We start from the raw sequence: 24,515 nt of genomic DNA, 5'->3' as shown, positions 1-24,515 counted from the left end.
AATGAGCCGGCCGGGTGATCGCGTCGCTTCATACGGGCAGCCACGTGCTGCCGCGTGGGCGCCGAGGAAAGTCCGGACTCCACAGAGCACGGTGGTTGCTAACGGCAACCCGGGGAAACCCGCGGGCAAGTGCAACAGAAAGTAGACCGCCTCGTGCCTCCACTTGGTTTCGGCCAAGTTGGAGCCACAAGGTAAGGGTGAAACGGTGCGTTAAGAGCGCACCAGCACCGTCAGCGATGGCGGTGGCTGGGTAAACCCCACCGGGAGCAAGGCATCACGGCCCCGCCACGTTGCGGGGCCCGATCAGGCGTTTTAAGGCTGCTCGCTCGAGCCTGAAGGTAGCTGCTGGAACCAACTGGCAACGGTTGGTCTAGATGGATGTTCACCGCGCGGTGCTTCCCAGGGAGTGCCGCGATGAGACAGAATCCGGCTTATAGGCCGACTCATTCGCCCTACTACGTTTATGGTGGTGGGCATGAAGCTCTACGCCGCCCCGCTCGATTTCCGCGCCATTGCCACAGAATTTTCGGTAGCCACCGATTTTCCGGCCGCGGTCACTGCCCAGGCCGCCCGCGCGCAGGACCGATACGCCGACTCGCGCCGCGACGCCCGCGAAATTCCCTTCGTGACCCTGGATCCCGCCGGCTCCATGGACTTGGATCAGGCAGTCTACATCGAAGAACGCGAGGGCGGATACCGCGTCTTTTATGCCATCGCGGACGTTGCTGCTTTCATCGAGCCCGGCAGCGAGTTAGAGCGCGAATCCTTCCGCCGCGGCCAGACCATCTATCTTCCCGATGAACCCGCGCGCCTGCACCCGCCAGAGCTTTCCGAGGACCGAGCCTCGCTGTTGCCTGGCACCGATAAGCCGGCCGTGTTGTGGACCTTTGACTTGGATGGCAACGGCGAGGTGGAGTCCTTCCACGTCGAGCGCGCGCTCATTTATTCCCAGGCACGCCTGGATTATGAAGGCGCGCACGCGGACCTCGCGGCCGGCAACCTCCACCCATCCATCGCGCTGCTGCCGGTGGTCGGCCGGCTGCGCCAGGAATCTTCCCTGCGCCGCGAGGCCATTTCCTTGCGCCTGCCCTCCCAGCGCGTGGTGGAAAATGACGACGGTACCTTTGAGCTCATCATCGAGCCGCGCTATGAGGTCATGGACTATAACTCCGAAATTTCCCTGTTGGCCGGCATGTGCGCTGGGCGCCTCATGCAGGAAGCTGGTGTGGGCTTCTTGCGCACCCTGCCCGCGGCCGAGCCGGAGCATGAGCGCCAATTTCGCGCCGAGGCTCAGGCCCTAGGCTTTACGCTTGGCGACGCCCCCATTCCCCAATTCCTCCTCACCGTCGACGCCGATTCCCCGCGCGGCATGGCCGTCATGCGCGAAGCCCAAAGCCTTTTGCGCGGAGCCGACTATGCCTGGCTAGGCGAGCAAGAGGCGCAGGTGCACGCCGGTATTGGTGGCTACTATGCCCACGTTACCGCGCCGCTGCGGCGTCTTTCCGATAGGTTCGCCACGGAGGTATGCCTTGCCCTGTGCGGCGGTTATGAGGTTCCCGAGTGGGTAACAGGCAGCGCTACGGAGGTCATCGGGGCGATGCGTTCGACCTCGCAGCTCGCCTCCCAAGTGGATAAGGCCTGCCTGAACCTGACGGAGGCGACTGTGCTGCGACCTTGGCTCGGGACTAATTTTCCGGCCACCGTGGTCCGCGGGGACCCGAAGCGGGACAAGGCACGGATTTTCGTACCGGAGCCACCCGTCTTCGCCCAATGCGTGGGCGCACCGGAAACCGGCAGTGAAACCACTGTCTCACTGGTGACGGCGGATACCGATTCGCGCGAGGTTCTCTTTGCCTGGCCGGCCGACTAGCCGGCAGGGCTCCTAGCCTTCGCCGCGGGCGGCCTCGCCTGGCTGCAGCTCGACGACGAGCAGTCCGTCTTCAGCCAAGTCAGCTGCAAAATTGTGCGCGCTTTTCGCCGGAACATAAGCGATGACCGCGTTCGAGGTGCCGGCATGCGCCGATCGACCCGCAACGGCACCGCGAACCGTGACCAGCTCGGCGAGTTTTTCTGCCGAATCCAAGCCGTAGATATTTGCCAAAGAAGACTGTGACTGCAACAGGATAGGGAAGAGCTCCGCGCCGCGGTGCGAGCGCAGGCAGCGCGCAAACTTTTCTACGCGCTCAGTTTCTTCCTCATAAAAGGCCATCCACTCCGTGGCGGCGCTGATGCTCGGGCGGCCTTCCTCGCCGTAGACCTTGTGCACGGCCTTGAGCCAGTCGAGGACGCGCTGTTGGGCGTCGGGAAGCAAGCGCAGCAAATCGGTGCCGAAGGAGTGGCAGGCATCATCGATAAAGCGCTGGCGCTGGCGGATATCGGCGATGGCCTTTTCCTCCTGCGCGGAAAAATCTTCGGGCACCGCTACCGCAAAGGCGGACATCTCGCGGCCCACCACATGTGGGGCGTGGGTGACAGAACCATCGGCATAGTCCATGATGCACACGCCCTCACCCGTGCTGCGCAGCGCAGCGCTGTGGCGTGCGCGCAGCGGCGGCCGCGCTGCGAAGGTAGAAACGGCCTGGGTGCAGACATCCGCCACCCGGGCCCTCAACGGTGCATCGAGGTCCGCATCCGCGCCCATGAGCGCGAGCGCCACCGCGACGTCCGCAGCGGCATCCGCGCCCATACCCGCGCCCTCTGGAATATCGGAAGCGATGGTGATATCCGCACCGGCTGTCTCCCGGGAGAGCAACTGACGATTAATCATCGTGTGGACAATGCCGCCCACGCGGGCCGCCAACCCGCCTTGTGGTGACGGCGGAATAACCGGCTGGCCTTCCGCATCCGTGGCAGGCTGTTGCGCCGTTGCCAGTTCTGCAAGCGCCTGCAGGCTAATCGAGTCATGGGCAGTCTCGCCCTGAGCTGGGTGGAAATGTACGGCTACCACGCCGTCGGTGCGCGGGCTTACCGACGCTGCAGCGCGCAACTTTCCCACACACATGGCGACAATGCCGCCGAAGTGATCAATATGTTCACCAATGAGGGACCACGTTGCCGGCGCGCTGGCGGTATGCGTTGGAGCGCTGCCCGTGAGTTCGGTATGTGCTCGGGCGGCGCGCTCGGCTACGGGCTCTGCAGGCGTTGACCACAGTGGCATGGGTGCTAAAGCTCCTTTTCCAGGTTCTGGGACCAGTAGTCTTCGTTGCCCCACACACGCGGCGGTGCGTTTAAAGCAACGAACGCCCGCCACCTATGTGCGCGGTGGCGGGGAATACGACATGGATTCGTATAAAAGAATTGTGCTGCCCCACATTCTAGCGGGCATCAATGGGACAGCGTGGGTAGTGTGGGCACAAACCATATCAGCGGCAGCACTTAGCCGGTGCCGCTGATGCAACAACTGAGAGGATAGTTTCATGAGCGATGCAGACCAGAAGTGGTTCTTTGATCCCACCACTAAGGAAGTCAGCCAAGGCAAGACCTCTGGCTGGGAAAATCGGATGGGCCCGTATGACACCCGCGAAGAGGCAGAAAACGCCATCGGAATTGCCCAAGCCCGCAATGATGCGGCAGATGCCGCAGACGAAGAAGATGACTGGAAGTAACTAACTCCCAGCCATCTCTTTTAAAGCCGTGTTTCCCGGCGCCGACCCGGGGAGCGCGGCTACTTTAGTTTCTTGCGCAGCGGCTTAAACGCGGCCTTGATGTCTTTGAAAGACTCGGCGTAATCATCAAGGGCCTTTAGGCCAATGGTTCGCTCGCGCTGGTAAAGCAGGCCGTAACCAAAGGTATTCTCCCCACGACGGCGAGCGGACTCTGCCAGCTCGAGCAGCTTATCGCGCGAGGTCACGGAATCCTGGAAGTCACCGAGCACCGACTGCATCTGCTTGCAGGCCTTGTAGAGGCGCTTGGTCTTGAGGTTGGTGGCAGAACCAGCTGCTTCAGCTGCATAGCGCAGCTTCTTTGCTGCCTTGCGCATATCGTGGAAATAATCCTCGCGCTCGTGCAGGGACAATTCCTGGTTATCCCAGTTCTCCACGGCCTTCTTATGGCGCTTGACCAGCTTGTTATAGGCCTTTTCAAGGTGCTGCGCCATCACGGTGTCCATGTCAGCGGACTTGTCCTTGGACTTCTTTTTCTCTGGCTTCTTTTCGGCCTTGTCCGCAGCAGGCGCGCTGTCCTCGCTGGAATCGGTAGGGGTAGCGGCGTCCCCTTCCACAGAGGACTGCTCCTCCGTCTCCTCCGCTTCGCTAGCTACCGGGGTGGACTCTTGTTGCTTATCGGCCGTTGGTGGATCAGCGAGAAGACGGTCCAGGGATTCCAGCAATTCGAGGTAACGCTCGGAATCCAGGGCTGCGATAACGCGGCGGTGCGCGCGGCGGTAGGCGTTGCCCATATCGTGCGCAATGTGCTCGCGGGTGGAGTCATCCAAGGTGTCAGAATCTTCGGACTCCAGCAGCTTCTGCCAGCGCTCTTCCACAACTTCCGCATCGCGAGCAACGCCCAAAATACCGGCAAGCTCCTTGAGATCGGCTTCAATCTTGTCGATTTCTGGGCCGACAACAATGCCGTGGAAGGTCTGTAGGTGGCTGCGCAGTTCGCGGGTGGCAACACGCATCTGGTGAACCGAGTCCCACTCATCGCGGCGCACGCGAGGGTCATAATCAACTAGCTTGTTGCGGTTGGCTTGGAGTGCGGTGATGACGGCCGCGGCAGGGGAGTCTGGGTCCACATCCGGCGATACCAGGGCTGGAGGCAGCGGTGCGTTGGCGTAGGAATCACCCAGGGCGGACTTCAGCTTGGATGGGGAGGAAGAAACGCGCGCACCGGCACCGATAAGCAAGGAAGTGGCACGGCGAATGAATTGCGTACCTTCCTCGGTGCCAGGAAGCTCACCGGCGAGCTCTACTTCCCACTCGCGCCACGACTGCTGCTGGCCACCTGGAAGGAAGGAAAAGGCGGTGACGTGGTCATCGCAGAATTCTGCTACCGGTTTATTATCGGCATCCGCTAGGACCATCTCGGTGCGCTTGTTGTCTACCTGCGCAATCGGGGTGAGTTCGTTGTGGCGGATAATGGAGCGAACCTGGTGGAGAAGTTCCTCAGGTACTTCGTAGCGGCCATCTACAGGTTCTCCCAGCTCGGCGTGGATTTCAGTGCGGCCAGCCTCGCTAGGAATCTTGATATGCCAGCCATCATCATTGCCACCGGTGCGGCGGCGGAGGGTGACCTTTGCGTGGGTAAGGCGGAGGTCTTCGGTGTCGTAGTAGATGGCAGAAAGCGCGTGGTGGCGCGTGTCTGCAACGTGGTCAACTCCCTCGAGGCGGGCCAGTTCAGGGAGCTGAGTGGACTCGGCTACGGAGAATTTCGCTTCAACTTCGAGAAAAGACTGTGTAGACATTCACGTACCTTTTACTTTCTAGACCAAATAAAACTCACCGGTGATCCTACCCGTTAAGCACTCGATGCGGTGCCACTCCTCGCCCCCGTTCGCTAGCAGGGAACGGGAGAGAAGAATGGCCTTGAGCAGGGCAAAAATTACTGCGTAATTTCTGGAACCGAACCAATCCCGGAAGCATCACCGCCAAAGTGAGATTTATCGGCAGCGGCAATACCATCGTTGATGCCGTGCATGCTGTTCATGGAAAGCGACATTTCCGTCAGGTTGGGGAAGAGACGATTGCGGGTTTCGATGGCATGATCGGTGCGCGCCTGCAACGCCGGAAGGGTTTGGGTAGCTACAGTCTCTGCGTGGTGAGAGCAGTACTGGGACTCCCGCAGGTTATCTGCGATGCCATCCTCATTTGCTTGAGTGAGCAATTCACCGATGCGGGCGGCGTAGGAGAGCCGGAAGCTACGGCGATAGGCGGCGGTAGAGCCCGTAGCGCGGGCAATTTCTGCGCCGTCACCATTGCGCATGAACCAATCGCATTGGCGGTTGAGGGAGGCAAAAAGGTCGGCGCAATGGGCGGCGTCGGCAGGAGCGCCAATCACGCAGGCTAAGCCCTTGTCATGAATCAGGAGAGTGGTGCATCCATTGGCGTCAGAGATAGTGCTTAACAGGGAAACCTGGTGCTTGATATACGGCGGGTGGATGTGCACGCGGTGGGAAATAAGATCAGGTAGCTCGGAGGTAAGGAGGTCCTCGATGCGATACTTCTGCTGCAGGGACTGCGCCTTAGAGATGAGAACCTCGGCCTCATCCTCAAAGCTGGTAGATTCCGCTTTTCGCAAAAGGCCTAGCACCTTTTCGCGGATCTTGCGTTGCTTATCGCTAAGCCCGTCCTCCCGCAAGGATTCGCCGGAGGCTAAAAGCTCGGTATCGCGCAGCCTCGGTAGGTGAATGAGCTCTTTAATAATGGCACGCAGCTTATCGCGTGGAATGAAATTCTCCTGCGGAGGGGCCATCTGGAGCCATGCTTTGCGCAGCGCAGGGGAGGTAATTCGCGCCGGCACATGGGGGCTTGCACGGTAAATAATGGGGTAGGCGTGCGGACCTAAGACGTGTTCTAAGTCCGCCGGCGCCCAGCCTTGTTGTGCGGCGGTGATGAGGCGTTCGATTACGTGAGCAGAAAGATCATCGCAGTGGGTGGTCATAAAGATTCGTCCTTTAAGAGGTGTACGTATGTTCGCTTGCCCACTTAGCAAAGCATGCGCGGAAGCTGGCTCCTGCCGGAAAAGCCCCCGCTGGCCACCCCCTAGATACTCTTGCGACCTGCGCATTTCGCCCTGGAAAAACTGTCGCATGAACTGCACATCCCTCGGGGGAGAGCCGGTAAGGTCTAAAGCATGAATAGCCAACACGAATTTGTCTTGCGCACCGTTGAGGAACGCGATATCCGCTTTATCCGCCTGTGGTTTACGGATATTCTGGGCGCCCTTAAATCCGTGGTCATGAGCCCGTCCGAGTTGGAATCGGCCTTTGAAGAAGGTGTTGGCTTCGATGGCTCTTCCGTAGAGGGCTTTTCTCGCATCTCTGAGTCTGACACCATCGCGCTGCCAGATCCCTCCACCTTCCAGATTCTGCCCTTTGATATGGACGAGCCGGACCTGCAATCGGCCCGCATGTTTTGCGATATCGCACAGCCAGACGGCCAACCCTCCATGGTGGACCCGCGCCATATCCTGCGCCGCCAGGTCACCGAGGCCGCTAACGATGGGTTTACCTGCATGGCCTCACCAGAAATCGAGTTCTATCTCTTCGAGCGCGGCCGCGAACTCACCGACTTGGTACCGACGGATAACGGCGGTTACTTCGACCAAGCAACGCACGATACCGCCCCGCTTTTCCGCAGGAAGGCGATGCTAGCGCTGGAATCGCTGGGAATCGCCACGGAGTTTAGCCACCACGAAACCGCGCCGGGCCAGCAAGAAATTGATCTGCGCCATGCGGACGTGCTCACCATGGCCGATAACATCATGACCTTCCGGCACGTGATCAAGCAGGTGGCCACCAACTCCAACGTGCGCGCCACCTTCATGCCTAAGCCCTTCGAACATTTGCCGGGCTCTGGCATGCACACCCACTTGAGCCTTTTTGAAGGCCAATCCAATGCTTTCCACGATCCGGATGATGAATTCTCTTTGTCCCAGACCGGCCGCCAGTTCATCGCCGGCATCTTGGAGCACTCTACGGAGATGTCCGCGATTGTGAATCAGTGGACCAATTCTTATAAGCGCCTAATGTTCGGCAACGAGGCGCCGGGCGCAGCCACCTGGGGAGTATCGAATCGCTCCGCGCTGGTCCGCGTTCCCACCTACCGGCTTACCAAGGAAGAATCGCGCCGGGTAGAAATCCGCTCCATTGATGCCTCGATGAACCCCTACCTGGGCTATGCGGTGCTACTAGCGGCAGGCCTGAGAGGCATCCGCGAAGGCTACGAGCTCGATGATCCGGCCGAGGACGATGTCCACCAGCTCACCCGCCGCGAGCGCCGGGCAATGGGCTATAAGGATCTACCCACCAGCCTGGATCAGGCCTTGCGCGAATTTGAAAAATCCGAGTTCATGGCAGAAGTCTTGGGCGAGCACGTCTTTGAGTTCTTCCTGCGCTCCAAGTGGGATGAGTGGCACCACTATCAGAGCCAAATCACCACCTTTGAGCTGCGCAATAACCTGAACTTCTAGGAGAAAAATGCGTCCTGCTGCTGTGCCTTCACCGGCCACACTTGGTCTTACCCGCCCGCATGCTGCGCAGGATATTGAGCAGCTGGGGTGGAAGAATCCGGAATCTGCGGATCTGTTGTGGACCCTCGCTGCCGTGGGTGACCCAGACCTGGCTCTCAATAATCTGATCCGCATCTATGAACAAGCCCCAGAGCTCGATGATGCCGTGCGTTCCAATGAAACTCTGCGCGTGCGCCTCTTCGCACTACTGGGGGCGTCGACCGCCTTTGGCGATCACCTCGCGGCGCACCCTGAGCTGTGGCGAGAACTAGAAAAACCCCTTCCGCAGTCTGAAGAGATGCTGCAAAGCTTGCTCGGTGCCGTCGATGCCGAGCCCGCGGACTTTGCGGATGACATTGACCGGCCCGATCCGGCGCGCAAGGACTTGAGCGCGCCGGGCACTTACCGCGCCGGCGAGGGGGAGCATAAGCAGGCGCTGCGCACGACCTACCGCACTTTGATGATGCGCATTGCCGCCTGCGATGTGGCGGGCACCTTCCATGCGCGCAAAGGCCAAACTAAGCCTCAGCCGGAGGTAGGGTTCCGCCAGATTACGGCGCTGACTACCGCGCTTGCCGACGCCGCCTTGACCGCCTCCCTTGCCTGCGCCGTGCGCACCATCTACGGCGATGACCCCTTGGATGCACAGCTGGCAGTCATGGCGATGGGCAAGTGTGGCGCAGGCGAGCTGAACTATATCTCCGATGTGGATGTCATCTTCGTCGGCAGCGAGGCAACCCCTAGGGCCACGCGGCTGGCGGCGGAGTTTAACCGCATTGGATCCACCACCTTTTTCGAGGTGGATGCAAACCTGCGCCCGGAGGGAAAGTCGGGCGCGTTGGTGCGCACTTTGGAATCCCACGTGGCCTACTACAAGCGGTGGGCGGAGACGTGGGAATTCCAGGCGCTCCTTAAAGCGCGCGCCATGACGGGCTACCTCCCACTAGGCCAGGACTATTTGGACCAGATCCGACCGATGGTGTGGACGGCGTCGCAACGCGAGTCCTTTGTTGAGGACGTACAGGCCATGCGCCGCCGCGTGCTGGCCAATGTTCCCGAAGAACTCAAACACCGTGAGCTGAAGCTAGGCGTGGGCGGCCTGCGCGATATCGAATTTGCTGTCCAGCTCTTGCAATTGGTGCACGGACGCTCCGATGAGACGCTGCGAGCGCTTTCCACGGTGGAGGCGCTGGAGGCGCTGATTTCAGCGGGGTACGTCGGCCGCGAGGACGGCACCCAACTCATTGAAGCCTATGAATTTCTGCGCCTGCTCGAGCACCGCCTGCAATTGGAGCGCTTCCGCCGCACGCACACGCTTCCGGAAAAGGACGATGAAGAGGGGATGAAGTGGCTGGCGCGCATCGCCGGCTTTTATCCGCAGGGCACCAAGTCGGCGGCCGAGCGCATGCTGTCGCACCTGCGCCGAATCCGCCTGCGGATCTCCGAGCTGCACTCGCGCCTGTTTTACCGGCCGCTGCTTAATTCCGTGGTCACCATGTCCGCCGATGAGCTCAAGCTTTCGCCGGAGGCCGCCAAGCTGCAGCTGGCCGCGCTGGGTTATAACCACCCCGAGCGTGCATTCGAGCACCTGACTTCCCTGGCGGCGGGAACCTCGCGCAAGGCACGCATCCAAGCGATTTTGCTACCAACCTTGATGGAATGGCTGGCTGATACCGCAGACCCCGACATGGGCCTGTTGAACTATCGCAAACTCTCGGAGGCCGCGAACGATAGGTCGTGGTTCTTGCGCATGCTGCGCGATGAAGGAATTGTGGGCCAGCGGCTCATGCACATTCTGGGTACCTCGCCGTTTACCTCTGATCTGATTATTAGCGCGCCGGATTCGGTCAAGCAGCTTTCCGACGGCGCCACTGGCCCCAAATTGCTAGAAACCAAGCCCGAACAGGTTTCCAAGGCGCTGGTCAATTCCAGCAAGCGCCACGCCGACCCGGATAAAGCAGTGGCGGTGGCGCGCTCGTTGCGCCGAGTGGAGCTGGCCCGCATCGCCAGTGCGGATTTGCTGGGCTTTATGCCGGTCAAGCAGGTATGTCATGAGCTATCCACAATTTGGGATGCCGTCCTTGAGGCTGCACTTCGCGCCGAGGTGCGCGCGTGGCGCCTGGCTAACGAGGGCGCGGAGCCGCCAGCGCGCATCGCCGTCATTGGCATGGGCCGCTTGGGAGGCATGGAGCTGGGATTTGGCTCAGATGCGGACGTGCTTGTGGTGGCAGAACCTAGCGAACCGGCCGATGACTCTGGTGCGGAAGGGGAGGCTGTGAAGTGGGCTATCGGGATCGTCGATAAGCTTCGGCGCCGCCTGTCTAAGCCTTCGGGCGATCCGCCGCTGGACGTCGATTTGGGCCTGCGCCCAGAGGGCCGCTCCGGTGCGGTGGCACGCACCATCTCCTCCTATGAGCGCTACTACCGCGAGTGGGGCGAGTCTTGGGAGCTGCAGGCTTTGTTGCGCGCGGCCTTCGTGGCTGGCGATAGGGAAGTAGGCGAGCGATTTATATCCATGGTCGATAGCTTCCGCTACCCAGAAGGCGGTGCCAGCGCATCGACCATTCGCGATATCCGGCGGATGAAGGCGCGCGTGGACAATGAGCGCCTTCCGCGCGGCGCGGACCGCAATACTCATACCAAGCTGGGGCGCGGTGCGCTCTCAGATATTGAATGGACTGTGCAGCTACTGACCATGATGCATGCTCACGAGTATGCCCAGCTGCACGATCCGTCCACGCTGCGTGTGCTCGATGCCTTAGAGGAAAACGCAATCCTGTCTGCCGAGCAGGTCTCGGACCTGCGCGACGCCTGGCTTATGGCTACCGACGCCCGCAATGCACTGGTGCTCGTGCGCGGCAAGCGCGTGGACCAGTTGCCCGGGCCCGGCCCGCAGCTGGCCCAGGTGGCCGGTGCCGCTGGCTGGCCGCCGGAGGAGAACCAAGAGTTTTTAGAGAACTATCTGAAACTTACCCGCCATGCCCGGAAGGTTGTAGATGAGGTCTTTTGGGGCGAGGAGGAATCCTTCGAGCATTCTTAGAGTTAGCCTTGAAAGTCCCCGTTGTGCGCACCACGGCCTTACTTTTTGCACTTTTGGACTCTAAAGTGGGATGGGAATAAGAAAGGACTGGCTAGTTATGTCTTTTAAGCTGCAACTCGATGTGGACAACGCCACGGTAGGCGAATTATCCGCGCTGCTTTCTGCAGCGCGTGCTGCGGGCGTGCGCGACGGTGACGTCCTCCACCTTGACGGCACCACATTGACCATCGAGGTCTCCACGCCTCGGGAGGAAAAGCCAGTGCCGCCGCGCCCAGATTCAGCACCGCACAATTCTCGCCAGGCCGCTCGCTCGTGGGGGCGCGCCGACCGCATAGGGGAGGCCACCATCCGCTCCATCATCGACGCCCTCAATGATCGCGGCGAGAACCCTCGCGGCAATGACTACGGTTCCTTCGGCGATGGTGCTGGTTACCATGGCTAAAATCAGCGGAGTGTATCGACATAAGCTCATCTACCTGTGGGCCTTTGTAGCCGTGGCCGTCATCGTGGCTATCGCTGTCGGGGTGTGGGCCACCAATCACGATAATCCCCCCAAGGGGACGAAGACAGTGGGCGAGGCCGTGGCCGGTGGCGTGGTCCAAGAAGACATGCCCGCACAGGTCAATGGTGACATCAAGGCCGATGATTCCACCGACGCCAACCGCGTGACCTCCCTGGCGAAGGCGCTGGGCATCCCGCTCAATTCCGTCCCGCGGGATATTACCCAGACGGAAAACGGAAAATCCGATGTGCGCGTCTACCTCGAGCGCGAGCTCAACAGTGCGGTGGAGTCTGGTGACATCAGCGAATCCGATGAAAAGGCAGTCCTCGTAGCATTTGAGCGAGGCCTTGTGATGCCGGCCAGCGATGGCATCGTGGCCGAGAGCTATCCAGCAAACTAGCCCTTTATTTCCTCGCGAACTGGGCGCGAAAATTCAGGCAACCCGCAGCTAGGCGGCATGGCCTTGGCAGTAACTCTTCCTAAGGTAAAACATCACAAATTGGTAACGGGCAGGGTGCTCGGTGCCGAAGCCTCTGGAGGAGACTATGACTTTCAAGACCACGCTGTCGACCGCGGTGGGAGTACTCACCGCCATTGCCATCCCCATCACCGGCGGGGTAGGGGTGGCCTATGCCGTCAATACTGTGCCGGCCGATACCATCGCCCAATCAGTTCCGGCCGGCGACTTGGGCGACCACCTGAAAAACTTTGGCGCGGCGGCAGCGCAAGAAGACGCGCTGCGCGTACTCGATGAACTGAATTAACCTAGGGCCCATGCTGGTTGATGCCCTAAGCCTGAAGTTCAAGCCTGATGACTACCGCGCCGAGCTGCCTGTCTTCGACTACTTAGTTGATTTGGGCAGCTTCAAGTTGCGGAGTCCAGTCACCGTCTTTGTAGGTGAAAATGGCATTGGCAAATCGAGCCTGCTCGCTGGCGTGGCTAGTGATTTGGGCTGTTCACCTGCGGGCGGCCGCATGGATGACCCAGATGAAATCGTTCCTCGCAGCCCCATTCGCTGCGATACAGAGGAAGTTATCCAGCGTGCCTATTTCCTGCGCGCCGAAAAGCACGAGCACTTGATTGGACGTGGGGATTCAGCGGCCGAACGTGGCGGTCGTTCGACTCTTTCTCAGAACGTGAATTTGTCTCGCCGCTCGCACGGGCAATCCGTCTTCGACCTGCTCTACGAGCACATCAATGGCCAAGGCGTGTACATCCTTGATGAGCCAGAATCTGGGCTGTCCGTTATCCGGCAACTGGCCCTCGTAGGGGAAATTGCCCAAGCGGTTGACCGCGGCGCACAGGTCATTATTGCCACGCACTCGCCGATTCTTCTGGCCTGCCCTGGTGCGGACATTGTGGAGCTCAACGATACTGGCTTCGAGCGCATCGCCTTCGACGAAGCGGAAGCCGTGGCGGCAACCCGGGAGCTTTTGGCGGACCCTGAGGGGACCATTCGCTTCATCCTCAACCCAGGGTAATCAACCGAGGGGTCTAGGAAACCTCCACGATGGTGACCGAAGGCCCGTCTTCGCCCGCGCGACGGCGAAGGAAGTGGGTAATGACCACACCAATCATGCCTACTACCCAAACGGCTAGCACCGCAGCCGCGGCGGCAGTGAAATCTGGCATGGAGTAATCAGGGGCGTCCGAGGAGTGGTCCAAGACCATGCCGAAGAGCTGCGCGCCCAACATGCCAGAGGTAAACCCACCCATATTTCCCAAGCCAGTAGCTGTAGCCACCACGGAGCGGTCCATGCGCTCACGCACGATATCGAAGCCATAGTTAGCCGTCGGCGTGCACAGTGCGGTAACGAAGGACACCACCAAGATTGCGGCTAGGCCGCTGTCGGTGCCAAAGGTAAAGAAAATCAGCCAGGTCAGTGCGTGAGCCGCGACAAACCCGAGGCTAAGCCACGGGCGGACATGCTGCGCACGGGAGGAAATCTTGCCGTGCAAGGGGCCAACGAAGACCAAAAATACCGCCAGCAAGGTGAGCACCAGGCTGGACTTGGCTTTGGACATCTCCATGCCCTGGGTCATCATGGGCATGCCCCACAGCATGACAAAGACGATGAGCGGGAGCATGCCGATGTAGTGGATGAAGTAGGCCTGCCAGGCCACCGGGGAGCGGAATACCGTTTTCAAGCGGGCCGGGATGCTGGTGGCCTGCGAGTTGGGTGGTTCCTTCTCCGTGGGGATAATCCCCAACTTCTCTGGTGAGTCTGCCACCGCCACGATGGCGGCGATGGCTACCAGGATGCCCACCGCGCCAAGGGTAACGAAGGCAGCGGTCCATCCGGCCGCACCCAGCAACCACAGGAAGGGCACCGCGGAAATGAACTGACCCATCTGCCCTAACGACGACGTCACCTGGGTGAACATGGGGGTGCGGTGCAGTGGGAACCAATAGGGCAGGATGCGCATCACGGAGAGAAAGGCTGTGGCATCGCCTGCGCCGATGAGCACGCGCGCGGCAATGGCCACGCCATAGCTGGTGGTAAAGCCCAGGACGACCTGGCCAATGCCCATAATGACCGCGCCGACCACGAGTAGTAAGCGCGGGCCGAATTTATCAATCAAGATGCCGGTGGGGATTTGGGCTAGGGCATACACACCCAACTGCACAGAGGTAAAGACCGCGATACGGCCGGCATCGACATCGAAGCGCTCAATGGCATCCAAACCGGCCACACCAAAAGAGGTACGGCCGGTAATCGCTACGAGGTAGACCGCCATGGCGGCTACCCAAATGCTCAAAGCCTGAGTGGTAATGACTTCTTTGGGATTCGGCTGCGACATGGCTGATACCTTACGCCTTAACTACTAAGATTCTTTTGTGTGAAGTACATTTCGACCCGCGATACCGTCCGTCAGCCCGCATCTTTTACAGATATTCTCCTCGGCGGGCTTGCCCCCGATGGCGGTTTATACCTGCCTGAGAGCTACCCACAGCTAGATTCCGCCACTTTAAATTCATGGCGCAGGCTCCTAGCAGACAAAGGCTACGCGGCACTTGCGGCCGAGGTACTTAAGCTTTTCATTGACGATATTCCAGCGCAAGACATCGAGGCCATCGCCGCCCGCGCCTACACCAGCCCCAAGTTTGCGGACCCGGAAATCGTTCCCGTCACCGAATTAGGCGAGGGCCTTTTCATCGGCCATCTATCCGAAGGGCCAACTGCGGCATTTAAGGACATGGCCATGCAGCTTTTGGGGGAGCTCTTCGAATATGAGCTCGCCCGGCGCGGTGAGACCCTCAATATTTTGGGCGCCACCTCCGGCGATACGGGGTCCTCTGCAGAGTATGCGATGCGCGGGCGCCACGGGATTCGCGTCTTTATGCTCACCCCGGCCGGCCGAATGACGGCCTTCCAGCAGGCGCAGATGTTTGGGCTGGATGACCCGAATATCTTCAACATCGCTCTAGATGGCGTTTTCGATGATTGCCAGGATGTGGTCAAGGCGGTATCGGGAGATGCTGACTTTAAGGCCGCCTATCGCATTGGCGCGGTCAATTCCATTAACTGGGCACGGCTGATGGCCCAGGTGGTCTACTACATCTCCTGCTGGCTCAAGGTCACCGAAACCGCCGATCAGAAAGTTTCCTTTAGCGTTCCCACCGGTAACTTTGGCGATATCTGTGCCGGCCACATCGCTCGCCAGATGGGCCTTCCCATTGATCGTCTTATCGTGGCTACCAATGAAAATAATGTGCTGGATGAGTTCTTCCGCACCGGAAACTACCGGCCGCGTCCAGCCGCAGAGACCATGGCAACCTCTTCGCCGTCCATGGATATCTCGCGCGCCTCGAATTTTGAGCGCTTTGCGTTCGACTTGCTCGGCCGCGATGCAGCCGAAACCGCGGAACTATTCGGCACCAAGGTGAAAGAGGGCGGCTTTAGCCTCGACCACGACAAGATTGCTGCTGCCCGCGAGGACTATGGTTTCCTGTCCGGTTCCTCCAGCCATGCCGATCGCCTAGCCACCATCAAGGACGTACACGAGCGCTTTGATTACCTGGCGGATCCGCACACGGCCGACGGCATCAAGGTGGCTCGTGGCGCACAGCGCGAGGGGGCAAAGACTCCAATCGTGTGTCTGGAGACCGCGCTGCCGGTGAAGTTTGCCGAGACGATCACGGAAGCCATCGGCTCTGCCCCTGAGCCGCCCGAGCGCTTTGCCGGCATCCTCGATACTGAGCGGCACGTCAAGGACTTGCCTAATGATGCCGCGGAGGTCAAGGATTACATCACCACGTCGATTCAGAAAACGGAGGTTTAGACCATGGCCCTAGAAAATTTTGCCGGCCCGGAACACTACACCGAGTTTGATCCGGAAAAGTTCATCCGCGATCTCAAAGCCCAGGCGGAGATGGATGCGGAAGAAGAGAACAAGGACAACGCCGGGGATGCGGACGCGGAGAGCAACTAGCGTCTTTGTAGCGTGCACGGCCGCGTTCCTTGCGGCCTGCAGCCCGGTGCGGGGTGGGGAAGAGCCAAGTTTCTCCGCCCTGTCTTATAAAAACCTCATTCCCAATGAGTCTTACTCCCCGGCCGCGGCGCCGCTCGCGCCGGGCACCGCCTTGGATCTCTCCGGCGATGAACCGCGGCCGGGTGCCTACTTCAACTACCAGTCTTGTACCGCGGCATGGTCATTTACGCTTGCCGACGCCCGAACGATCGCCGTTACCGCTTCCCATTGTGGCAAACCAGGTGATAAGGTCTGGGCCGGCACCGCCGACGGCGACTTCAGCTACCCCGCTGAACCTATCGGCGAGGTCATCTACTCTGACTTTTATGCCGACGACAGCCACGACCTCGACGTGGCCTTTATTGAGATCACCGGCAGCGCTGAGTACTACGTCCCCGGGGCGGTAGACAATAGCGTCGCTACTTCCTTGGCCCACCTGCCGCTTCAGCTGTGCAAGCTTGGCCGCGTGACCGATGAGACCTGCGGCACGCTTTCCCATGATGCAGAGATGGCGCAGCTGAACTCGGAGGGACTCCAGCGTGATTCGCTTGCCGCTAGGGCGCGCGTATGCAGCACCAATGGCGACTCCGGTGGTCCGGTGTATGGCGAAGTAGAAGGAAGACAAACCATCGTGGGCGTGGTTTCCGGAACGACGCAGCGCCTCGAAGAGGGCCACACCTGCCAGACCACGCAGACGGACATGGAGCTGTCTTTCACGTTGGCCACCGATATTCAGCTTCTAGCTAAAGAGGTCTTGGGACCCATGGCTTAAGTGCGCCGCACTGGTCTACGCTAGGTGGCATGCCGACTCCAGATTTTATTGTTCAGCTGCGCGAAAAGATTGGCCACGATCAGATCTTTGTGCCGGCCTGCAGCGCCATCATCATCCGCGATGTTCCGGCAGACGCCGCGCTGTGGGAAGTCCCCTCCGTGCTCCTAGTAAAGCGCTCCGATAATGGTACGTGGACCCCGGTGGAAGGAATCTGCGAGCCAGGCGAGGAGATCACCACCACCGCGCTGCGAGAAGTCAAAGAGGAAGTCGGCCTTGACGCCAAGGTGGAAGCGCTATTGGGCGTGGGGCAGTCCGGCCCCGTGACCTACCCCAACGGTGATGAGTGCACCTTTATGGGAACCGCGCTGCGCGTATCAGTAGCGGATGGCGCAGAGCCGGTCATCAGCGACGAAGAAAATACCGAGGCTGGGTGGTTTTCCGTGGCGAAGCTTCCTGATAGCGTGTCGCGCCGCCACCGCCTCATGATTGCCGACGCCGTAGCCCAAATGAAGCATCCCCGCGGCTTTGTTCCACGCATGGGCTGGATGAAGCGCAGCGAGCAACCGGGACTGTAGGGCTATTCTTCTGCGGCGTCGGCAAGCAGCCCGCACAAGTGCTGCGGGTTCTGGACAGCGATGAGCTCTTGTGCAATGCCATCGCGTGCATCGGCAATGTCGTCTTTGCTGCCGCAGGAAATCACGGTATCGCTGATAGTAAGCAAAAGCTTTCCGCGCCGGGCTAGGGCATAAAAGAGCGGGCAGTCTTGCGCGCCCCAGCGCCATGCAGTGGCGTAGAAATCCCGCGCGCCAGAGCCAAGCCACGACGTCTCCAAGAGCAGGTGGCCGCGGCGCAGGTAGATGCCGTCTCGCTGCAGGCCAGCGAGAACCTCCCTCACCGCAGCCACGTTGGCGCGGTCCCAGGCGATGAAGGTGATAGGGGAGCTATTATGCATCAGCGGCGCCGGCGACGATTGCCATCTGCGCGGCCGCCGGAATAGGCGCGCACGGAATTCTCGCCGCCTTCGGGCCCCAAGTCATCGATGCCCCAGGAATCTTCCGCATAGATTGCGTATTCCCTGCTCCAGTGCTCGCGTCGCGGTCGCGCTTCACGCGTGCGGCGCTTGCCTCGTTCGAAGCTGGCGTCTCGCATAGTGGCTGCGCCTCCTTGCTACCTTTTGGGCCCAGTCTTAATGAGCGGCTCTTCAGGGCCGGTTTCCTTCTTTCCTTCCCACACCCAGCTGAGGAAGCGGGTGGAGCACAGCATCCAGTGGGCGGTGAGGAGGACGGGGATGGTGAGCGCAATGGCGTCGATAAGCTCGGAGCCATTGACCAATGCCAGCTGGTGGCCGCCCATGCTCACGGTTCCCGGCGGGAACGTGCAGGACCACCACGCCGGGGAGTACGGAACCCACCGCGCCACATTGGGATAGAAGGTAAACATCGCGTAGATGGACAGCGGAATGGCGATAATAAGCGCCGTAACGCCGTAATAAATGGACACCGGGCCGGGGAAGAGAATCTGCATTGCCGTGGTGGACTGGCCCACCACGCCAAGCGGGACCCAGGCGGTGGCCGATTTCGCGCCGGTGAAATCCACCTTGCCGTGCCATGCCGACCAGTACACGCGGGCGAAGGTGGGCACCGCCGTCACCAGGGACATGAAGAAAAATACCGTACCCATCACGTGGTAGAGCGGGCCGTAATCATTAGCCAGCCAACCGGAAACGGAAGCCGAAATCATAGGGCCGACCAGCGGCAGGCCCCAGGTGAATTTCGGCTCGCCATGAAAGCGCGTGAGCTGGATAGCCCACGTAATAACCGTAACCGGGCCACCGATCCAAAAGCCCACGAGACGGAAGGTAGGGATATCCGTCAGGCCGGAAAGTGCGGCACCGAGCGCCAAGATTCCGATGAAAAACATCGACCACTCCGCCATAGTGGTGCGCTCAAAGCTAGGGTGGCGGTAGCGCAAGAAGCCCGCGGTGAGAACGACAAAGATGACGCACGCGATGGCGGCAAAAATGCCGGCCAGGATCATCATGCCTTCTTCCACGAGCAGGCGCGAGACGATGGAGGTGCCCATGAGGCTGCCTCCCCACGCGGGGCCAGGGGCTGGGAGTTGGCGGAATCTATTAGTCACACCCACATGTTAATTTCTTTCGGTCGGGTTATCAGAATTTTGCTGTCGTTTTTGCTGGTGAGAACTCTCGCTAAGCGTGCATTTAGGGGCGGGGGTCAAACCCACGTGAATGTGTGTCTGGGGTCGCAAGAAAAGGGCTGGAATACCATTGCGTGTTCATGCACCAAGGGAGGCTATGAATGATGAGGATTCGCTATACCTTGGTGGAAATCCGGATTTCGTTCGACCAGCTTCATATACTCATCCAAAAATCCAACCCACGAATTTGTAAGGAAGAGAAAGTTATCAAGGGCTACAATTACTGCTAGTAGCGAGTTCTCGCCATAATTTTGACCTAAAACTTTCTCAGCACGCCGCTTCGTAGCATTGGATACTGCAGGTTGGTCCAAGACGAAACTGTTCCATAACCGAGCTGAGTGAGCACACTTATTTCTCACGAATGTAAAAGAGCGCAATTGGCGCGCTAAATATTGTTTCTTTACGCCAAGAATGGAACAAGTCTTTGCGTAAACTTGGTTGTTGTCGTTTCGGAAGCTTATTGCTTTCGACAACGTACCAAAGGACAGAGCCTCGACGGCCACCCAAATTGGGACATCGTAAACCCACCTTTCAGTGTCGGACCCTGAGTCCTTTTGGTATTTGTGGAGGTATGGTTCCTTAGACCGCTTGAGCTCACTGATAATTAGATTGTGTGTGGGCCGCATGGCCGGACTTGGTGGGCGCCGGTACGCAGTGGGCTGAAGATACTTCTCATAAGGAGAATGGATTTCACCTTCGCTGAGAGCAAAGGCCGTCCTGGCCGCAAGCTCTGCTTCTTGGAGCCCGCGGAGAAGAAGAGAACGAAGTTCGATGTCCAACCGGTAGATATTAACTATTTCATCCCACTGGGTGCCAGGAAGGAATTTGGCTTCGTCACCGGCTATGTCTTCTTGGAAGTACCGCATGTAGCCCGAAAAGCGGTAATAGTTTTGGCGCTCAAGGAAATCTTTAGCAGATTTCTCGGAAGGAAGGGTTAACCCACGGCGTTGAATTAAACTAACTTGTTCTTCAATGCTAAGGAACTTCTTCCTGCGGTTCATTGCTTCAGAATAGCAAAGCCCCCCTCTCATATTGAGCTGTTCCTATGGGAAGCTTGGAGGGGGTATCGATTGACTAAAGTATAGCTCAAAATGCGCAATCTTAGTAATCATTTGCGCAAGGTTTTGCTCAAGTGCCATGCATTTGAAAACGCTGCGATAGTCAAACAACAAGGAGTGGCCACCGCTAAGAATCAAGGGCGCTTGTCAATAGTCGGTGTAAAACCTCTGAATCCAAAGTGCACAGAGGATCTGCAAAGCCCCCAATCGGCACTCAGCAATTAGGGAGCCTAGGAAGGCGGAAAGCTGGTGGCGAGAGGGGGCGTCGGCAAGCGCAGCTCTAGCAGTCGTAATACACCCACAACCCACTAAACACCCCCACCACCAGCACGAACACTGCCCCCAGTGTCCTCATCATCGCTCGAGATCCCGCATAAATCCCGCACCTGCGGCACCATCCCACGCAACCCCTCATCCGCCCCAGGAAACAGGTGCGAGTACACATTCAGAGTCATCGACGCCGAAGCATGCCCCAACGCCCGCTGCACCATCACCACCGACGCCCCCGAAGCAATCAACGACGAAGCATAAAAATGCCGCAAAGCATGAAACGTCGTATCCACACCAGCCCGCCGCGCCACCGTCCGAAACCGAGCCGACAAACTCGAAGAAGAAAGCGGCCTACCCTCCCTGGTGCAAAACACCGTTTCCTCCGGCGCCCGCGGCACCCTTCGCAACTGCTCCTCAATAACCTGCACCGTCCCCGGCCCAATCGGCACCACACGCCGCGAGGACTCGGTCTTCAAAGGTGAAAAATCACCACTGCGCTGATTAATCTGCTCCACCACGTGAATCTCACCGCGCAGAAAATTCACATTCCGAACCCGCAAACCACATAGTTCACCAGCACGTAGCCCAGTCTCAGCCGCAACCTGAATCATCGCCGCCAACGTCAAATTAGGGCCACGCCCCACACTTGTGCCCCGCGCCGTACGAATCAGCGCTTGCACATCCTCGACCGTGGGAATGTCCGCACGCTCGGCGCCTACCTCCGTCCGCGGAATCTTCACCCCGCGCATTGGGTGGCGCCCCACCACGTCATCCAGCACCGCCTGCGAAAATACTCCGTGAAGAATGGAGGCCAACATGTTAATAGTCGACGGTGCCAGTGGCTTATCACCAGCCCAGGAGCGCGGCTGCTCGAGCGATGTCATCCACGCCCTGACATGCGCCGGCTTCACGCTCTGCACTGGCATATTCCTCAAATCCCCTAGATTCGCAAGAAGCGATCGGCGCGAATTGCGGGTGGAAGTATTGCCCGCCTCGTCAACGCGGGCCTGGACTAAATCCTCTACCGTGACATCGCTCGGCTCAATGTATTCCCCGCGGCGTACAGCCCTTTCCATTTCTTGGAGGTGCACCTTTGCCGCCTTCTCGCGGGAAAAACTTTTAGACCTCTCCTTGCCGGACGGGTCCCGCCAGCGGGCAACGTAGATCTTCTTCCCGGCTTTGTTAAGCCGTTTCTGAATAGCCATCAGATACACTTCTCCTGTCAGGTCATTTTTTGGCTTGATGATTCCCGTCCTTGGCGCTCTCTACTTCCACATGTCGAGCGCCAGGGGCGGGTTTGTCTTATACTGCTGGTGGCCCACATCCCCCCGTGGGCCTACAGGGTGGCCCCGTGTTTCGAGCTAAGCTCCACGGGGTCACCCCCAGTTTTTACAGTCCGAGCGCTTTGGCTTTAGCCGCTGCAAATTCTTCGTCAGTCAGCACACCGGCATCGTGCAAGTCGGCGAGCTTCTGCAAATCGTCTAAACTACCGCTGGACTCAGATGCAGAGGACGGCGCAGAAACCTGCTCGAGTGCACGACGCGCTGCGGACACAACTGCCTTCGCCTCATCGGTCGCCACTTTCTCCACCTCAATCTCATCATTCGAGGTAGAGATGCGGATAGACCCCAACGCCCACCCAGTTTTCTCCGAGACAGAGGAAACTTTATCCAGCGCAATAGTCTTCGATGCCCCTTGAAAACCGATCACATCGTTAGAGACGACCAAAATGCGCCTTTCGGTAACAGTAAGGACTGTGATCTTCCCATCGTAATGCCCTTGGGCAGCAACCACGATTCGTTCAGTGGGCTCTAACGCATCCAGCACCTGGTCCTTTAGCAGGTGGCCTTTTGCTACCGACTTTATTCCGTGGGTACGCGCTGCCTCTGCCCATCCGCGGTCATCAATCATTTCGTCTATAGCCTTCAAAGTCTTATAGACAACTTTGTCGGCCTCTTGGCAGTTGCCAGTTACGGTTAGTTGTCCACCAGTTACCTGAAATGTGGCTTCCTGCTTTTGCCATAAAACTTTCCGACGGGCAGAGACGCTATCTGCTTGTGTATCGAGTTCGTACTTCGGGAACTTGGTTTGCACGAATTGTGCGATTGCCGAAAGTACATCCTGGTCTGGCGCGATGAGGCGACGGGATATCTGGGTCATTAGGCTGCTGTCCTTTCGTAGAGAGTTTTCAAGGCCTTAAAACTTGATGCGCGGTTCTGTACCGGATTCGAGGGCGCGAGCTCGGTTATGCATGATGAATGCGTCTACCAACCACCAGATTCCGAAACCACCTGCGGTGAACAACTGAATGATGCCAATTCCGATGTTCCCGAGGTAGAAACGGTGACCTCCGAAAAGTCCTAGGACGAGCCAAAGGAACCACAGCAATGGCAGGCTGATATGCGTTGCGGGGATGTATTGCGGAGCATAACCAGCAGTGGCGTGGTGGTAGTCCTGCTGTGGCTCCTGGAGGTAAGGGGAGGGCTGGGCATGTGTTTGCTGCCAACCGTCGTATGGGCTGGTGCGTTCCTTCTCGAGCTTTCGCTGAGCTAGATATTCCTCAACTTCACGGTGGGTAGCTTCTTTTCGTTGCTCTACTTCGTCCTCGGTCATGCCGTGGGCTTCAACCCAGCGTGGGTCCCAGTATTCTTCGATGTAGTTGCTGAAATTCGTCCACGCTTTCCGGTTTGCTGCGGTGAGCTCTACGCCATCGTTTTCTAGTTCTGTTTCTGCTTCCGCCATGGTGGGCATATCTAGGCGCACGGAAGCGTAGAAGTCTTTCTCCCAATCGCGGCTGGTCCATACGCGGCCGGGGACTTCGATAGTTCCTCCGGCGTCGTGGACGGCGCATGCAAGCTGCCACCAATAGTCCATATCGTCTTCTGGGAGCCAGCCCAAGGTATTGATTGATTCGCGGACGATGATCGCTCTGTCCATGCCGTAGTAGTCAGTGACAGGGAGTAGCTTAAGGTCGAGTTCAAACTCTTCTCCTGGGCCGGCTAGATTGTCTTCGGCTAATTCTCGGAGGTTGGGAAAGAAGAAGCTTTCGCGGTCAACTTCTTGGGAGTAGTTTTCGCCTAGGATTTTTAGGAGGGTCATTAGGCTGCTTGCCTTTCGTAGAGAGATTGCCAAGTTTTTAGGGCTTTGACCGTGACGCCTAGCTCGTGGGCTAGGAGGGTGGGGTGTGGTCCGTAGATTGCTTCAGTAGCGGCGTAGTCGTGGGGGTTGATGAGGAGTCGGGCTGCGAACCTGTCGGCACGAATTTCATGTGGCCCGTGGTGGCCGGGAGGGTCACCGTAATGCGCGTGGCCCAACTCGTGGGCTAGGGAACACAGGGTGGTGACATCATCCATGCCGACGCGCAGGCTGATGGTGTTGCGGTGGGGGAGCCATGCTGCTTTCGGGCCGCCACGATGCCACCTCACCCGATACCCGCGCCGTTGCGCCACATCTATGAGGGCATCGGTGTTAATCAATCAAGTCTTCACCTCGCTTTTCACGCTCGGCCTGCTCGTCGGGGCTACTATCCGCCGCGTGCGGTACGGAATCGTCCCATTCTTGGACCAGGCCATCATCGTCATCATGTAGTGAAGCAGACGCATCGGACACGGGGGTGAGGTGTGGGGCTAGACCAATGGTTCCCTTGTCGCTCTCGTTTCCGAACAGGTAACGCGCTTGTGGGTCGGAACGGCGCATGATTTCGTCCAGGACCTGTTCGTTAGTGGCGTCGGCAAGTGCGGGACCTCCCACTGTTACCTCCGTGAGGTTAGCTTCATTCTCTGTTATGAACTCGGCTTCTACGAGTGCCTCTAAGACGTTGAGGTGGAAGGCGCGGGCGAATTTAACAACGAAGTCTGGGTCTGCTTTGGCGCCGTTCTTCCAGCGCGTGAAGGCGCTTTGATTGAAGCCTGCCTGTTTCGCGGCGTCTCGCATTGTCATGCCGCTGATTACGGGTTCGATGTATTGCCACCAACGTGTTGAAGTCATGACTTAACCATATTTGCGCAGACGCAAAA

25 protein-coding genes and 1 other RNA gene are annotated in these 24,515 nt (G+C 58.9%); 13 read left to right on the top strand and 13 right to left on the bottom strand.

Annotation, left to right across the window (positions count from 1 at the left end; translation table 11 throughout):
* The first annotated feature begins 2 nt into the window (after nt 1-2).
* Nucleotides 3-450, top strand: an RNA gene (gene rnpB, locus MHY24_RS02655) — RNase P RNA component class A.
* 25 nt (nt 451-475) lie between these two features.
* Nucleotides 476-1,870 (top strand): RNB domain-containing ribonuclease, encoded by a 1,395-nt coding sequence (locus MHY24_RS02650; RefSeq protein WP_204611354.1) that lies wholly within the window; start codon nt 476-478, stop codon nt 1,868-1,870.
* A gap of 12 nt (nt 1,871-1,882) precedes the next feature.
* On the opposite strand, the gene MHY24_RS02645 is transcribed toward MHY24_RS02650, so the two are convergent.
* A complete protein-coding gene (locus MHY24_RS02645) occupies nt 1,883-3,157 on the bottom strand; it encodes a galactokinase family protein (protein ID WP_239228278.1) in 1,275 nt (424 codons plus the stop codon).
* A gap of 259 nt (nt 3,158-3,416) precedes the next feature.
* On the opposite strand from MHY24_RS02645, the gene MHY24_RS02640 reads away from it, so the two are divergent.
* Nucleotides 3,417-3,605, top strand: a complete 189-nt coding sequence (locus tag MHY24_RS02640; protein WP_204611356.1) for a hypothetical protein — start codon at nt 3,417-3,419, stop codon at nt 3,603-3,605.
* 59 nt (nt 3,606-3,664) lie between these two features.
* Here the strand turns inward: MHY24_RS02640 and MHY24_RS02635 are convergent, their stop codons facing one another.
* On the bottom strand, nt 3,665-5,401 hold the full coding sequence (locus MHY24_RS02635) for a CYTH and CHAD domain-containing protein (protein ID WP_204611357.1): 1,737 nt from the start codon (nt 5,399-5,401) through the stop codon (nt 3,665-3,667).
* A 137-nt stretch (nt 5,402-5,538) separates the two neighbouring features.
* Entirely contained in the window at nt 5,539-6,597 is a 1,059-nt protein-coding gene (locus MHY24_RS02630; RefSeq protein ID WP_239228277.1) for a DUF2786 domain-containing protein, read from the bottom strand.
* A gap of 192 nt (nt 6,598-6,789) precedes the next feature.
* On the opposite strand from MHY24_RS02630, the gene MHY24_RS02625 reads away from it, so the two are divergent.
* The 6 genes from MHY24_RS02625 to MHY24_RS02600 all read left to right on the top strand — a co-directional run bounded on the left by MHY24_RS02625 (nt 6,790) and on the right by MHY24_RS02600 (nt 13,190).
* Complete coding sequence (locus MHY24_RS02625) at nt 6,790-8,127, top strand: glutamine synthetase family protein (protein ID WP_150850861.1); 1,338 nt, start codon at nt 6,790-6,792, stop codon at nt 8,125-8,127.
* 7 nt (nt 8,128-8,134) lie between these two features.
* Nucleotides 8,135-11,206, top strand: coding sequence for a bifunctional [glutamine synthetase] adenylyltransferase/[glutamine synthetase]-adenylyl-L-tyrosine phosphorylase (locus MHY24_RS02620; RefSeq protein ID WP_239228276.1), 3,072 nt, complete (start codon nt 8,135-8,137; stop codon nt 11,204-11,206).
* Between the two features lie 97 nt (nt 11,207-11,303).
* Nucleotides 11,304-11,648, top strand: a complete 345-nt coding sequence (locus tag MHY24_RS02615; protein ID WP_239228275.1) for a hypothetical protein — start codon at nt 11,304-11,306, stop codon at nt 11,646-11,648.
* 10 nt (nt 11,649-11,658) lie between these two features.
* Nucleotides 11,659-12,108, top strand: a complete 450-nt coding sequence (locus tag MHY24_RS02610; RefSeq protein WP_239228274.1) for a hypothetical protein — start codon at nt 11,659-11,661, stop codon at nt 12,106-12,108.
* A gap of 145 nt (nt 12,109-12,253) precedes the next feature.
* A complete protein-coding gene (locus MHY24_RS02605; protein ID WP_239228273.1) occupies nt 12,254-12,472 on the top strand; it encodes a hypothetical protein in 219 nt (72 codons plus the stop codon).
* A gap of 10 nt (nt 12,473-12,482) precedes the next feature.
* Complete coding sequence (locus tag MHY24_RS02600; protein ID WP_239228272.1) at nt 12,483-13,190, top strand: AAA family ATPase; 708 nt, start codon at nt 12,483-12,485, stop codon at nt 13,188-13,190.
* A 13-nt stretch (nt 13,191-13,203) separates the two neighbouring features.
* Here the strand turns inward: MHY24_RS02600 and MHY24_RS02595 are convergent, their stop codons facing one another.
* Entirely contained in the window at nt 13,204-14,511 is a 1,308-nt protein-coding gene (locus MHY24_RS02595) for a nitrate/nitrite transporter (protein WP_239228271.1), read from the bottom strand.
* 39 nt (nt 14,512-14,550) lie between these two features.
* Between MHY24_RS02595 and thrC the strand changes: the two genes are divergently transcribed.
* The 4 genes from thrC to MHY24_RS02575 are packed head-to-tail and all read left to right on the top strand — an operon-like array spanning nt 14,551 to nt 17,529.
* Nucleotides 14,551-15,993 carry a threonine synthase gene (gene thrC, locus MHY24_RS02590; protein ID WP_239228270.1) on the top strand — a complete coding sequence of 481 codons (1,443 nt, stop codon included), beginning with the start codon at nt 14,551-14,553 and terminating at the stop codon, nt 15,991-15,993.
* A gap of 3 nt (nt 15,994-15,996) precedes the next feature.
* Nucleotides 15,997-16,143: a hypothetical protein gene (locus tag MHY24_RS02585; RefSeq protein ID WP_204608261.1), complete on the top strand. Its 147-nt coding sequence runs from the start codon at nt 15,997-15,999 to the stop codon at nt 16,141-16,143.
* Entirely contained in the window at nt 16,121-16,954 is an 834-nt protein-coding gene (locus MHY24_RS02580) for a trypsin-like serine protease (protein WP_239228269.1), read from the top strand. The genes MHY24_RS02585 and MHY24_RS02580 overlap by 23 nt, the downstream gene beginning before the upstream one ends.
* Nucleotides 16,955-16,983: 29 nt before the next feature.
* Entirely contained in the window at nt 16,984-17,529 is a 546-nt protein-coding gene (locus tag MHY24_RS02575; protein ID WP_239228268.1) for an NUDIX domain-containing protein, read from the top strand.
* A 2-nt stretch (nt 17,530-17,531) separates the two neighbouring features.
* Here MHY24_RS02575 and MHY24_RS02570 read toward each other — a convergent pair whose 3' ends face one another.
* The 9 genes from MHY24_RS02570 to MHY24_RS02530 form a co-directional block, all read right to left on the bottom strand.
* Entirely contained in the window at nt 17,532-17,906 is a 375-nt protein-coding gene (locus MHY24_RS02570) for a hypothetical protein (protein WP_239228267.1), read from the bottom strand.
* Nucleotides 17,906-18,103 (bottom strand): hypothetical protein, encoded by a 198-nt coding sequence (locus tag MHY24_RS02565; RefSeq protein WP_239228266.1) that lies wholly within the window; start codon nt 18,101-18,103, stop codon nt 17,906-17,908. The genes MHY24_RS02570 and MHY24_RS02565 overlap by 1 nt, the downstream gene beginning before the upstream one ends.
* Nucleotides 18,104-18,121: 18 nt before the next feature.
* Nucleotides 18,122-19,093 (bottom strand): TDT family transporter, encoded by a 972-nt coding sequence (locus MHY24_RS02560; RefSeq protein WP_367398044.1) that lies wholly within the window; start codon nt 19,091-19,093, stop codon nt 18,122-18,124.
* A gap of 173 nt (nt 19,094-19,266) precedes the next feature.
* Nucleotides 19,267-20,172 carry an Abi family protein gene (locus MHY24_RS02555; protein WP_239228265.1) on the bottom strand — a complete coding sequence of 302 codons (906 nt, stop codon included), beginning with the start codon at nt 20,170-20,172 and terminating at the stop codon, nt 19,267-19,269.
* 365 nt (nt 20,173-20,537) lie between these two features.
* On the bottom strand, nt 20,538-21,704 hold the full coding sequence (locus MHY24_RS02550; RefSeq protein ID WP_239228264.1) for a site-specific integrase: 1,167 nt from the start codon (nt 21,702-21,704) through the stop codon (nt 20,538-20,540).
* 184 nt (nt 21,705-21,888) lie between these two features.
* On the bottom strand, nt 21,889-22,659 hold the full coding sequence (locus tag MHY24_RS02545) for a PH domain-containing protein (RefSeq protein WP_239228263.1): 771 nt from the start codon (nt 22,657-22,659) through the stop codon (nt 21,889-21,891).
* Nucleotides 22,660-22,695: 36 nt separating this feature from the next.
* The gene (locus MHY24_RS02540) at nt 22,696-23,598 is read right to left on the bottom strand and encodes a TM2 domain-containing protein (protein ID WP_239228262.1); all 903 of its coding nucleotides are present in this window, start codon (nt 23,596-23,598) and stop codon (nt 22,696-22,698) included.
* Nucleotides 23,598-23,975, bottom strand: a complete 378-nt coding sequence (locus MHY24_RS02535) for an ImmA/IrrE family metallo-endopeptidase (RefSeq protein WP_239228261.1) — start codon at nt 23,973-23,975, stop codon at nt 23,598-23,600. Before MHY24_RS02535 ends, MHY24_RS02540 begins: the two co-directional genes overlap by 1 nt.
* Nucleotides 23,968-24,486, bottom strand: coding sequence for a helix-turn-helix transcriptional regulator (locus MHY24_RS02530; RefSeq protein ID WP_239228260.1), 519 nt, complete (start codon nt 24,484-24,486; stop codon nt 23,968-23,970). Before MHY24_RS02530 ends, MHY24_RS02535 begins: the two co-directional genes overlap by 8 nt.
* Nucleotides 24,487-24,515 lie beyond the last annotated feature (29 nt).

The organism is Corynebacterium sp. ACRPQ (genome assembly GCF_022347225.1).
In the GTDB taxonomy this organism is placed as follows: Bacteria; Actinomycetota; Actinomycetes; order Mycobacteriales; family Mycobacteriaceae; genus Corynebacterium; species Corynebacterium tuberculostearicum_D.
Note: the sequence above shows the minus strand (reverse complement) of the source record. Positions and strands in the feature narration are given on the sequence as shown.